This window comes from Paracoccus sp. DMF (genome assembly GCF_004407025.1).
Taxonomy (GTDB): Bacteria; Pseudomonadota; Alphaproteobacteria; order Rhodobacterales; family Rhodobacteraceae; genus Paracoccus; species Paracoccus aminovorans_B.
Map to the genome: position 1 here is coordinate 26,387 of NZ_SOKV02000022.1, position 13,407 is coordinate 39,793.

Genomic DNA, 13,407 nt, shown 5'->3' on the forward strand with positions numbered 1-13,407 from the left:
ACGCTTCACCCTCCGGGCATCGCTTTTTCGGGGTGACGCGGTGGCGCCGCGAAGTGTAGGCACCAGATACGGCACGGAAATGACAATCCGTCCGGCCTCTCCGCAGTCCTTGGCCTGCGGCCCGATCATCGCGTTAACCCCAGCCTGATCTGCTTCTCGATCTCGATCAGGGCAAAGAACGCAGCGCCGATTCCGACGATCAGCAGGCCGTCGGCCAGCGGTACGGGTTCAGTCCCGAGCACGGCCTGCAAGGGCGGCAAGTAGGTGACGGCGAATTGCGCGGCGGTGATGATGATGACGACAGCCCAGACCACGCGCGTGCCCTTGACCGCATCCCATGTTAGCGAGGTGCCGTGGATGTTGCGGATGAAGAACAGGTGGAAGATCTCCAGCACCACCAGCGTGTTCATCGCAATTGTCTGCGCCAGCGCCAAGGAATAGCCTTGGTCCAGCGCGTAGGTGAACATCCCGAAGACCGCCGCCAGGAACAGTGCCGCCACCAGCACCACATGCCACACCAGCCCCCCCGACAGGATCGGTGTGGCGCGCGGGCGCGGGGGGCGCGACATGGTGACCGCCTCGGTCGGCTCGAACGCCAGGGCAAAGCCCAGGGTGATGCTGGTAATCAGGTTGATCCACAGGATCTGCACCGGTGTCAGCGGCAGCGCCATGCCGGCGACAAGCGCCACGATAACCACCAGCGCCTCGCCCGCGTTGGTGGGCAGGGTCCAGCTGATGACCTTCTTGAGGTTGTCATAGACCGTGCGCCCCTCGCGCACCGCCGCCGCGATCGAGGCGAAATTGTCATCCGCCAGCACCATGTCGGCGGCCTCTTTCGCCGCTTCCGAGCCCTTCAGCCCCATGGCGATGCCCGCATCGGCGCGCTTGAGCGCGGGCGCGTCGTTGACGCCGTCGCCGGTCATGGCGACGGTCAGGCCGTTGGCCTGCAACGCGGTGACAAGGCGAAGCTTGTCCTCGGGGCTGGTGCGGGCAAAGACATCGACGCCCGCGACCTCCAGCGCCAGTTGCGCATCGTCCAGTTTGTCCAGGTCGGCGCCGGTCAGCACACGGGCGTGGTTCACCAGCCCGATCTGGGCCGCGATGGCGGCAGCGGTGCCGGCGTGGTCGCCGGTGATCATCTTGACCCGGATCCCGGCGGCCCGGCATTCCGCTACGGCGGCGATCGCCTCGGGGCGGGGCGGGTCGATCAGGCCGACCAGCCCCAGAAAGCTCAGGCCGCCCTCCAGCGCGGGGGCGTCGATCCGGCCGGTGGTCTCGGCGCGTTCAGCCAGCGCCAGCACACGCAGGCCGCGCCGGGCCATCGCCTCGGCACGGTCGTGCCATGCCTGCAGGTCCAGCCCCGCACACATGCGCAACACCCGTTCCGGCGCGCCCTTGACATGGGTGATGCGGCCCTTGGGCCCATCGGTCAGCACCGCCATGAAGCGGTGGCGGCTGTCGAAGGGGATCGCGTCAAGCCGGGCGCGGGGCGTGTCTTGCATGATCTTGCCGGCGAAAACCAGCAGCGCCCCCTCCATTGGGTCGCCCTCGATGAGCCATTGCCCGCCCTTTTCGACCAGCGCCGCATCGTTGCAAAGCGCCGCCGCACGGGCGAGGGGGCGCAGGTCCCCCGGCGGGTCGATCCGACCCTCGGGCGCGTAACCCTCACCCGAGACCTGAAAGACCCCCTCGGCGGTTTCGGCCGTCACCACCACCATCTCGTTGCGGGTCAGGGTGCCGGTCTTGTCGGTGCAGATGACCGAGACCGAGCCAATCGCCTCGATTGCGGGCAGGTGGCGCACGATGGCATTGCGCCGGGCCATGGCCTGCACGCCGATGGCCAGCGTGATCGTCATCACCGCCGGCAGGCCCTCGGGGATTGCCGACACAGCGATGGCGACCACGGTCATGAACAGGTCCGGGAACGGCTCGTGGCCGACGAAATGGCCCCAGGCCAGCAGCAGCGCCGAGGCCAGCAGGATCAGGAACGACAGCCAGCGCGCGAAGTGGTCCATCTGCGCGACCAGCGGCGTGGTCAGTTGCTCGACCCCTGCCAGCAGGCCGCCGATGCGCCCGATCTCGGTGCTGGAGCCTGTGGCCGCCACCAGCCCCCGCGCGGTTCCCTGCGTCACCAGCGTGCCCGACCACAGCATTGATCTGCGGTCGCCCAGCGGGGCTGCGGCGGCAACCGGATCGGGCGTCTTTTCCACCGCGACGGATTCGCCGGTCAGTATCGCCTCCTGCGCGGCCAGCCCGCGGGCCTCGATCAGCCGCAGGTCGGCGGGAACCTTGTCGCCGGCCTCCAGCAGCACGATGTCGCCGGGAACAAGGCTGGCCCCGTCGACCGACTGGCGCTGCCCGTCGCGCAGGACGGCCGCGCGCGGTGCCAGCATGCCGCGGATCGCGGCCATGGCGGTTTCGGCCTTGCCCTCCTGGACGAAGCCGATCACGGCGTTGGCCAGAACCACGGCAAGGATGACGCCAGTATCGATCCAGTGGTTCAGGAACGCCGTCACCACCGCCGCTGCCAGCAGGACCTGGATCAGCACGTTGTTGAACTGGGCCAGAAACCGCAAAAGTGGCCCCCGCGACTTTGCTTCGGGCAGGCGGTTCGGGCCGTGGGCGGCGAGCCGTTCTTCCGCCTCGGACGTGGTCAGGCCCGCGAGGCGGGCTTCCAGATCGGCAAGGCAATCGGCTGCGGGGCGGGAATGTGGGTCGGAAACCCGCATCAGCATGCCTTCTGCTGGCTATCAATGGCCGCGCTGACGAGGATGCCTGTCTTTGGCCCTCCTACGACATTCATCCCTTCGTAGCCGCTCGTCATTTCCTGTCGCTTCCTCATGTTTTGGCCCCACGCGCCGGCGACCGCACGCGGGTTGCGGCGGGAACAGTGTCGGGGAGTCGCGCCGGCTTGATCTGCATCATGGACCGGTGCAATCGCCCGTGCTTTCAAGCGCAAAAGCCCAGTCAGGCAGAGCAATCAATCAGCATTGAGGACTTGACCATCTCAAATTGTCTGCTGCCTCAGCATCGAGCAATTTGATTTGGCGTCAAGCCTCGATAGCTTTGGGTTGAGATTTGCACATCGGAGTTAACCGTAGGGAGACCAGCCATGACAGATCAGAACGCGCCAAGCGGCGATCCGGGCGCATCGGAAAACGATCCCGCCCATGGTCTCGCATCCCGTTTTCCGACTGCCTACACGATCCTTTTCCTGCTGATCATCTTTGTCGCCGCGCTGACCTGGATCATCCCCGCAGGCCAGTATGACCGGGTGATGAACGAGGAAATCGGCCGTGAAGTGGCCGTGGCTGGCACTTTCAAGACGGTCGAGGCGAACCCGCAGGGCTTTGTCGAGGTGATGCTGGCACCCGTCGCGGGTTTCTACGACCCCGACAGCTATGAGGCGAACGCCATCGATGTGGCGCTTTTCGTGCTGTTCCTTGGCGGCTTTCTTGGCGTGGTCAATGCGACCGGCGCGATCGACGCAGGGATCAAGACGGCGATGACCGCGATGAAGGGGCGCGAGATCTGGATGATCCCGATCCTGATGTCGCTGTTTGCGCTTGGCGGCACGACCTATGGCATGGCCGAGGAGACGCTGGCCTTTTACGCGATCCTTATCCCGGTGATGATCGCCGCGGGCTATGATGCGGTGACGGGGGTGGCCACGATCCTGATCGGTGCGGGTATTGGCGTGCTGGGTTCCACCATCAACCCGTTTGCCACTGTCATCGCGGCCAATGCGGCGGGCATTCCCTTTACCGAAGGCATGATCCTTCGCGTCGTGATCCTGCTGGGCGGGCTGGTGATCTGTGCGGCCTATGTCATGCGCTATGCGCATCGGGTCAAGACCGATCCGTCCCGCTCGATCGTGGCGGGCCAGGCCGATGCGCATCGCAGGCTGTTCCTGCACGCGGGGTTCGGCAATATGGAAGATGCCACCCTGACAGGCACACAGAAGGTCGTCCTGATCATCTTTGCGCTGACCTTTGCGGCGATGATCTGGGGCGTCTCCAGCCAGGGCTGGTGGATGGACAAGATGGGTGCGCTGTTCTTCGGATCGGCCATCGTCATCGGTCTGGTGGGACGGCTGGGCGAAAAAAAGCTGACCGGCAGCTTCGTCGATGGCGCGCGCGATCTTCTGGGCGTCGCTCTGGTGGTCGGTCTTGCCCGCGGTATCGTGGTGATCATGGACAACGGGCTGATCGCCGACACGATCCTGCACGGTGCGGAACAGTCGCTGGGCGGCCTTGGCGATCTGGCCTTCATCAACCTGATGTTCTGGATCGAGGTCGGGATGAGTTTCTTCGTGCCGTCCTCTTCGGGGCTAGCGGTGCTGTCGATGCCGATCATGGCGCCGCTTGCCGATTTCGCCGGTGTCGGGCGCGACCTGGTGGTCACGGCCTTCCAGTCGGCCAACGGGCTGGTGAACCTGATCAACCCGACCTTCGCGGTCGTGGTCGGCGGCCTTGCCATCGCGCATGTGTCCTACATCCGCTGGTTGGCCTTCATCTGGCCGCTGATGCTGATCCTGCTGGTCTTCATCACGGCGGCTCTCACTGTCGCCGCACTTCTGTAAGGAAAGGTAGAAACCGTGTCCGATCAAACGCTTGGAGTTCACTCTGAAACTGGCAAGCTGCGTCAGGTCATCGTATGCCGGCCCGGCCTTGCTCACCGCCGGCTGACGCCCGACAATTGCCAGGAACTGCTGTTCGACGATGTGTTCTGGGTCAAGCAGGCGCAGAAGGACCATGACGTCTTCGCATCCGTCATGCGCGACGAGGGCGTCGAGGTGCTGGACGTGAACGACCTGCTGGCCGAGACGCTGGACCTGGCCGAGGGGCGCAAGTATGTGCTGGACCACCGCATCAACCGCGATCAGGTCGGCGTCGGCATGCTGGCCGAACTGCGGGCCTGGATGGAGGAGCTGCCCGGCGCGAAGCTGGCGGAATACCTGCTGGGCGGGCTGGCGACCGGCGATCTGCCGTTCAAGCCCAGCGGGTTGTTCGGGGCCTATCTTGGCCATCAGGGCCTGATCCTGCCGCCGCTGCCCAACGCGCTTTTCACCCGCGACAACTCGGCCTGGATCTATGGCGGGGTCTCGGTCAACCCGATGCACTGGCCGGCCCGGCGCCCCGAGACGCTGCTGAACACCGCGATCTACAAGTTCCACCCCAAGTTCGCCGGCAAGGCCGAGATCTACTTCGGCGATCCCGGCGTGGATCACGGGCTGGCGACCGTCGAAGGCGGCGACATCATGCCGGTCGGCAATGGTACGGTGCTGGTCGGCATGGGCGAGCGGTCTTCACCGCAGGGCATCGGGCAACTGGCGGTCGCGCTGTTCGAAAAGGGCGCCGCCCAGCGGGTTCTGGCCTTTGCCATCCCGAAATCGCGCGCCGCGATGCACCTGGACACGATCTTTACCCTCTGCGGCGGCAACGTGGTCACGACCTTTCGCGAAGTGGCCGAGGAACTGGTCTGCTATGACCTGCGCCCCGGCAAGGGCGGGGCGGCGATAGAGTTCCGCCACGATCCGCGCCCGATCTTCGAGATCGTGGCCGAGGTCCTGGGCTACAAGTCGCTGGAACTGGTCGCGACCGGCGGCAACACCGAGGAGGAACGCAAGCGCGAACAGTGGAATGACGGCAACAACGTGCTCTGCCTGCGTCCGGGCGTGGTCATCGGCTATGACCGCAACGACGACACCAACGCGGCGCTGAAGGCCGCCGGCATCGATGTACGCGCCATTCCGGGCGCCGAGCTGGGCCGCGGCCGCGGCGGCAGCCACTGCATGTCCTGCCCCACCATCCGCGACGCCGTCTGAGGAGGCACCGAATGTCGTTCAACCTGAAAAACCGCCATTTCCTGACCCTCCGCGATTTCACCCCGGCCGAGATCGGTTTCCTTCTGAAGCTTTCGGCCGATCTGAAGACGGCGAAATACGCCGGAACCGAAGTGCCGAAGCTGAAGGGCAAGGAGATCGCGCTGATCTTCGAGAAGGACAGCACCCGCACCCGCGTGGGCTTCGAGGTGGCGGCGCATGACCAAGGCGCGACCGTGACCTATCTGGGGCCGTCCGGCAACCACATGGGCCACAAGGAAACCGTCAAGGACACCGCCCGCGTGCTGGGCCGCATCTACGACGCGATCGAATACCGCGGCTTCGGGCAGGAAGTGGTGCAGACGCTGGCCGACTGGTCCGGCGTGCCGGTCTACAACGGGCTGACGGACGAGTTCCACCCGACCCAGATCCTCGCCGATTTCCTGACCATGCAGGAACATGCCGAAAAGCCGCTGCGTCAGGTGTCCTATTGCTTCCTTGGCGATGCCCGCAACAACATGGGCGACAGCCTGCTGATCGGCGGCGCCAAGATGGGCATGGACGTGCGGCTTTGCGCGCCAAAGACGCTGTGGCCGACGGCCGAGATTCAGGACTATGCAAATGCCGTCGCCAAGGACACCGGGGCGCGGATCACGCTGACCGATTCCGTCGACGAGGGCGTGAAAGGGGTGGATTTCGTCTATACTGACGTGTGGCTCTCGATGGGCGAGGCCAAGGAGAAATGGGCTGACCGCATCAAGCTGCTGATGCCCTATCAGGTCAACGCCGAGGTGATGAAAAAAACCGGCAACCCGCGCGCCCGATTCATGCATTGCCTGCCTGCCTTCCACAACACCGAAACCACCGTCGGCCAGCAGATCAAGGACGAGTTCGGGCTCGACTGCATGGAAGTGACCGAGGAGGTCTTTGAAAGCCCGGCCTCGATCGTCTTCGACCAGGCCGAGAACCGGCTGCACACGATCAAGGCGGTTCTGGTCGCCACGCTGGGGGGCTGAAATGCTTGTGGTGTCAGCACTTGGCGGCAACGCCCTGTTGCGGCGGGGCGAGCCGCTGACGGCCGAAAACCAGCGGGCCAACGTGCGCGAGGCCGCGCGCGCGCTGGCGCGCATCGTTCAGGCCGGGCACCGGCTGGTCATCACCCACGGCAACGGCCCGCAGGTCGGGCTGCTGGCGCTGCAGGGCGCGGCCTACAAGCCGGACGAGGCCTATCCGCTGGATGTGCTGGGGGCCGAGACCGGCGGCATGATCGGCTACATGATCGAGCAGGAGCTGGAAAATGCGCTGGGTCACAGTCGGCCGGTGGCCACGCTGCTGACCCAGGTGATCGTGGACGGGACTGACCCGGCTTTCGGCAAGCCCACTAAGTTCATCGGCCCGGTCTACGAACGTGAAGAAGCCGAGGCCCGCGCCAGGGCCGCCGGCTGGTCCATTGCGCCCGATGGCGACAAGTGGCGCCGCGTCGTGCCCTCGCCGGTACCGAAAGAAGTCCCCGACATACGCGTGCTGCAGCTTCTGCTGGAGCGGGACGTGATCGTGATCTGCACCGGCGGAGGCGGCATTCCGGTGCTGCGGCAGCGCGATGGCAGCATGACCGGGATCGAGGCGGTGATCGACAAGGATGCCGCCAGTGCTCTTCTGGCATGCCAACTCGGAGCAGATGCCCTCTTGTTGCTGACCGACGTGGATGCCGTCTATCGCGATTTCGGCACCCCGACCGAAGCAGTGATCGCCTCGCTGACCCCCGACGAGGCGCGCGCACTCGATCTTCCTGCCGGGTCGATGGGACCGAAAATGACCGCCGCCGCAGACTTTGCCGACCAAGGCGGGCTGGCCGGGGTCGGGCGGCTCGATCAGGCGGTAGAGATCCTGGAACGGCGCGCGGGCACCCGTGTCCGGAACGGAGATTGAGATTCAAGGAAGGTTTGGCTTTGCGGCAACGAGAAAGGACCAACGGTGAGTCGGACTGATGTGGTCCCGTTTATCTCTGAACAGGTTGCAGGCGTTTGGTAAGTGATTTTCCGCCTCCATTTTGCCGCTGCCGCTTCGGGTCCGGCGGGGCTCCTCGTCGCATTCCGACCTTACCAGATCACACCGGAACGTGCAGGTTTTCCAGACGTTCCGAAACTACTCTCTATGCAATGGATCGCATCGGAGCCTGACCGAAAGTAGCCCGAACAGAAAGCACGCAACGATGCAGGCCCTTCAAGTCGCTGGTCCGGGGCGCAGATCGATCTACGGCATTGCTTCCTTGGGCAACAGGGTTATCAATGGCTTGCGCCTTCATCTTCGCCCTTGGATTTCGGATAGCTGAGCTTCGACCCCACCCTGTTCCTGTCGCGTTGTGTTTCGGTCGATCTCGAGGTTGATCCGAAGTCTGCGCGGCTTTTTGCCTTTGCGGCGGTTCGGGGCGAGGCGGGGCTGGCTCACAAAGGGGCCGCGCTTGAACCTGCGCTGGACCGGCTGGAGGCGTTCTGCGAGGGCGCGGTTCATCTTGTCGGTCACAACATCCTGCGCCACGACCTGCCGCATCTGGTGGCGAACCGGGCGCGGCTGGCGGGGCTAGGGGCTGCGCCGATCGATACGCTCTGGCTGAACCCGTTGGCCTTTCCTCGCAATCCCTACCACCATCTGGTCAAGCACTATCAGGACGGACGGCTGCAGGTCGGGCATGTGAATGACCCCGAACAGGATGCGCGGCTGGCGCTGCAGGTGCTGTCCGACCAGATCGCGGCCTTCACCCGGCTGGGGCGGGAGGCGCCCGATGCGGTGCTTGCCTATCACCATCTGACGACGCGGGCCGAGGGCGGGGCAGGCTTCGACGCGCTGTTCCAGTTTCTGCGGGGCCCGCCGCCTGGTGAGGCCGCAGCCCATGCCGCCATCCGCCGACTGTTGGATGGCCGAGCCTGCAATCACCGGCTGGACCAGACCCTTGGCCGCCTGTCCGATCCGCGCAACGGCTGGCCGATGGCCTATGCGCTGTCCTGGATTTCGGTGGCGGGTGGGGACTCGGTCATGCCGCCCTGGGTGCGGCTGCAGTTCCCGCAGGCCGGGCTGATCGTGCGGCACCTTCGCGACACCAACTGCGGCGATCCGGCTTGCGGTTGGTGCGCCGAGAAGAACAACCCGAATGCTGCGCTGGAGCGGTGGTTCGGCTTTCCGTCCTTCCGCCCGCAGCCGGTGGACGACATGGGCCGCCCCTTGCAGGAACGCATCGTGGCCGAGGCGATGGCTGGCAAATCCGTGCTGGGCATCCTGCCGACCGGCACGGGCAAATCGGTCTGCTACCAGATCCCGGCGCTGTCGCGGTTCGACAAGACCGGGGCGCTGACGGTGGTGATCTCGCCGCTTGTGGCGCTGATGGCGGATCAGGTGCAGGGGCTGGCGCGGGCAGGGATTTCCAGTGCGGTGACGGTGAACGGCATGCTGTCGCTGCCCGAACGGCATGACGCGCTGGAAAAGGTGCGGATGGGCGATGCGGCGATGCTGCTGATCTCACCCGAACAATTGCGGTCACCGTCGATCCGCACCGTTCTGCAACAACGCGAGGTCGGGCTGTGGGTTCTGGACGAGGCGCATTGCATCAGCAAATGGGGCCACGATTTCCGGCCCGACTACCGCTATGTCAGCCGCTTCATCAAGGAGTTCTCGGGCGACAGCCCTGCGCCCGTTTTGTGCCTGACAGCCACCGCCAAGCCCGAGGTGGTGCGCGACATCCGCGACCATTTCCAGACCCGTCTGGGGGTGGATCTGATGTTGCTGGATGGCGGGGCGGTGCGCGCCAACCTGTCCTTCGCCGTGCTGCCCACGCAGAAGGCCACCAAGCTGACCGACATCCTGTCCGCCATCGAGGCGAATCTGCCGCCTGAAGGCGCCTCGGGCGCTGTGGTCTATTGCGCCACCCGCGGGGCCACGGAAAAGGTGGCGGAGTTCCTGAAAGGGCAGGGGCTGGCGGCGGACTTCTTCCACGCTGGCCTGCCGCCCGACCGCAAGCGCGATTTGCAAGAGGCATTTCGCATCGGCCAGTTGCGGGTGATCGCCGCGACCAACGCCTTTGGCATGGGCATCGACAAGCCCGATATCCGGCTGGTGGTGCATGGCGATATTCCGGGATCCTTGGAGAACTACCTGCAAGAGGCAGGCCGCGCGGGGCGGGATCGTGGCCCAGCCAATTGCGTGCTCTTGTTCAGCCCCGAGGATGTGGAGCGGCAATTCTCGCTGTCCGCCCGCTCGCGGCTGGCGCGGCATGAGATTGGTGCAATCCTGAAGGCGCTGCGGCGGATGGAAAAGCACAAGTCCGGCGAGGTGATCGCCACGCCGGGCGAGATCGTGCGTGAGGAAAAGGATCAGGAATTCGAGCGCGACAAGACCACCGACGACACCCGTGTAAAAACCGCCGTCGCCTGGCTCGAGGAGGCGACGCTGCTTTCCCGTGAGGAAAACCGGGTGCAGGTGTTCCCGTCGTCGCTGCGCATCCGGTCGGTGGATGAGGCTTCGGCGATCCTGGACCGGGCGCAGATTACCGGAAGGCGGCGCAAGCAGCTTCTGGACCTCGTGCGCCATGTGATGAATGCGCCCATCGACGCAGGGGTTTCCACCGATGATCTCACCGGGGCGTGCGGGCTGACGGGCCGGGATCTGCAGCGGGCCTTTGCCGATCTTGAGGTGCTGGGGATCGCCAGCAACGACACGGCTGTCACGGTCTATGTGCATCTTGGGGTCGAGGATGCCTCGGCCCGCCGTCTGGATCACGCGGCCCGGATGGAAGCCGACTTGATCGCCCTGATGCAAGAGACCGTGCCGGATGCCGAAGGGGTCGAGGCGCAACCCTTGAACCTGACCGAAACCTGCCAAGCCCTGCGTGACAAGGGCCACGCGCAGGTGCGCCCCGATCTTGTGGAAACCATCTTGCGCGGCATGGCGCAGGACGGGCGCGATCAGGACGGCGGGCGGGGGAACCTGACTCTGCGCAAGGTCAGTCGGAATACGATCTTCGTGCGGCTGGAACGCTCTTGGCCTGTGGTTGCCCGCACCGCCGATCTGCGGCGGCAGGGCGCGCGGGCGCTCTTGGCCCATCTCACCGGAAAAGTGGCCAAAGGCACGCGAGGCAAGGACATTCAGGTCGAGACCACCCTTGGCGCGATGCTGGATGCTCTGAACGGTGATGCGCTGTTGCGGGCCGAGGTCAAGGACATGACCCGCCTGATGGACCGCGCGCTTCTGTGGCTGCACGAACAGCAGGTTGCCACCTTGGGCCGGGGCCTGACGGTGTTCCGCCCGGCGATCACGGTTCATCTGAGCCCCAAGGGCGGGCCCTTCACGGTGCAGCACTTTGCGCCCCTCGAAGAGCACTACAACGAGACGACGATCCAGACCCATGTGATGGCCGCCTATGCCGAAAAGGGGCTGGAGGCGATGGATCAGGCCCAGCGCCTTTCCGAGGATTACTTCGTGCTGGACCGCGACGCCTTCCTGCGCCGATGGCTGCCTGGGCGCGGCACGGAAATCCGGCGGCAGACCACCGGCACCTCATGGCGGACCATCGTTGATGCGTTGGATAACCCCGTGCAGGCTGAGATCGTGCGCGATGACCGCGAACAGACCAACGTGCTGGTGCTGGCGGGGCCAGGATCGGGTAAGACGCGCGTGCTTGTGCACCGCATCGCCTATCTCATCCGCGTGAAGCGCGAAGACCCGCGCGGTATACTGGTTCTGACCTACAATCGCCACGCAGCGGCCGAGATCCGCGAACGCCTTCGCCGCCTGATCGGGGATGACGCAGCGGGGGTGACTGTGTCGACCTGCCACGCGCTGGCGATGCGGCTGATGGGGGCGAGCTTTGCAGGCGATCACGACGGCCCGCGCGACTTTGACGGCATTGTCATGCAGGCCGTGGCCCTGCTGCGCGGGGATGGTCTGACCAAGGCGGAGGCCGAGGCGCTGCGCGAAACGCTCATCCAGGGCTATCGCTGGCTTCTGGTCGACGAATATCAGGACATCGGCCCCGAGGAATACGCCCTGATCGGCGCGGTGGCGGGGCGGTCGCTGGAGGATGAGCTGCGCATCAGCCTCTTTGCCGTGGGCGACGATGACCAGAACATCTACGCCTTCGCCGGGGCCAGCATCGACTTCATACGCAGGTTCGAGGCGGATTATGCCGCCAAACCGGTCTGGATGACCGAGAACTACCGCTCCACGGCCCATATCATTGCGGCGGCCAATGCCGTGATCGCGCCTGCTGCTCAGCGCATGAAGGCAGGCCATGACATCACCGTGAACCGCGCCCGCGCCAAGGCGATGCCGGGCGGAGATTGGGCGGCTCTGGACCCCGTGGCGCAAGGGCGTGTCACCCTGCTGGACGCGGGCGGTGATACCGCGCAGGCGGTGGCTGCACTGGACGAACTGCAGCGCCTGTCCCGGCTCGACCCCGATTGGTCATGGCGGCGCTGTGCGGTCATTGCCCGCGACTGGCGCCGGCTGGAGCCCGTGCGCGCCTATGCGGAAGCCTTGGGCATTCCCATCGACATGGCCAATGAAACTCTGCCGAGTCTGTGGCGACTACGCGAGATGCAAGGCTTCATTCGCGCCCTGCTGTTGGATCGGACGCGTCTGCTGACCATACCTGATCTGGTCGCCGTCCTGAACGCCCAGCCGCAATCGCGTTGGACTGACCTGATCGGCGAAGGTATCGGCACCTTGGCGCGTGAACTGGTCGAGAAGGCTGCCCCGGTGCCTGACCTCGTGCAGTGGTTCGGCGAATGGGCACGGGACGCTCGTGGCGAACAGCGGGGCCTTCTTCTGATGACCGCCCACCGCGCCAAAGGGCTGGAGTTCGATCATGTTGCGATCCTGAACGGCGGCTGGGATCGCCCCTCGCGCGGCGAGGATGCCGACGCCCCACGCCGCCTGTTTTATGTCGCCATGACGCGGGCGCGGTCCACCCTGACCGTGCTGACAGACGGACCGCACGCCTTCGTGCAGCCCGGTGACGCTGTCCTTTCCCGCCGCGTCACCCCCGACACCACAGCCCTGCCGCGTGCCCGCCTGCGCTATGTGCCGCCGGACCCAAAACTGGTGGACCTGTCTTTCGCCGGGCGTCTGCGGCCGGGTGATCCGGCGCTGGCCGCCATCGCCGCCGCGCGCCCTGGTGACCTCGTCCATCTTCTCCGCGACGGCGACCGCTGGCGGATCGAGAACGCCCAAGGCCAAACGCTTGCCCGCCTCGCCCGCGCCTTTGCCCCACCTGAAGGCACCACTTTCCTGCGCGGCGAGGTCGCGGCCATACTGACCTGGCGGCGCGAGGATGGCGACGAGGAGTACCACCACCTGCTCCGCCGTGACGAGTGGGAAGTGGTCCTGCCGGAACTGGTGTTCGCAGCGGGGGCGGAAGCAGTCAATGTGGATCAGAAGGGTAGCTGATGTTCGTGATCAGGCGTGGCCTTGGCCTATCCATCACGGATCGAAAAGGGTGGATTCCGCTGGATGGATTCTGGCCAAGGTGGCTTCCCCGGAAGTGGATTCCCTGGTTTCCCCGAAAGAATCCAGCGCGCCAAGGTCGTGATTCC

General features: G+C 65.5%; 6 protein-coding genes. 5 read left to right on the forward strand and 1 reads right to left on the reverse strand.

The features are described from left to right. Positions 1–125 precede the first annotated feature (125 nt). A complete protein-coding gene (locus E3D03_RS12675; protein ID WP_114350581.1) occupies positions 126–2,729 on the reverse strand; it encodes a cation-transporting P-type ATPase in 2,604 nt (867 codons plus the stop codon). A 383-nt stretch (positions 2,730–3,112) separates the two neighbouring features. Between E3D03_RS12675 and E3D03_RS12680 the strand changes: the two genes are divergently transcribed. The 5 genes from E3D03_RS12680 (at position 3,113) to E3D03_RS12700 (ending at position 13,261) form a co-directional block, all read left to right on the forward strand. Further along, complete coding sequence (locus E3D03_RS12680; protein WP_114350561.1) at positions 3,113–4,582, forward strand: YfcC family protein; 1,470 nt, start codon at positions 3,113–3,115, stop codon at positions 4,580–4,582. Between the two features lie 15 nt (positions 4,583–4,597). Beyond that, the gene (locus E3D03_RS12685; RefSeq protein WP_114350562.1) at positions 4,598–5,827 is read left to right on the forward strand and encodes an arginine deiminase; all 1,230 of its coding nucleotides are present in this window, start codon (positions 4,598–4,600) and stop codon (positions 5,825–5,827) included. An 11-nt stretch (positions 5,828–5,838) separates the two neighbouring features. Next, entirely contained in the window at positions 5,839–6,840 is a 1,002-nt protein-coding gene (gene argF, locus E3D03_RS12690; RefSeq protein WP_068767967.1) for an ornithine carbamoyltransferase, read from the forward strand. A 1-nt stretch (position 6,841) separates the two neighbouring features. Continuing rightward, entirely contained in the window at positions 6,842–7,753 is a 912-nt protein-coding gene (gene arcC / locus E3D03_RS12695; protein WP_114350563.1) for a carbamate kinase, read from the forward strand. A gap of 423 nt (positions 7,754–8,176) precedes the next feature. Further along, a complete protein-coding gene (locus E3D03_RS12700) occupies positions 8,177–13,261 on the forward strand; it encodes a RecQ family ATP-dependent DNA helicase (protein ID WP_411969823.1) in 5,085 nt (1,694 codons plus the stop codon). Positions 13,262–13,407: the final 146 nt, after the last annotated feature.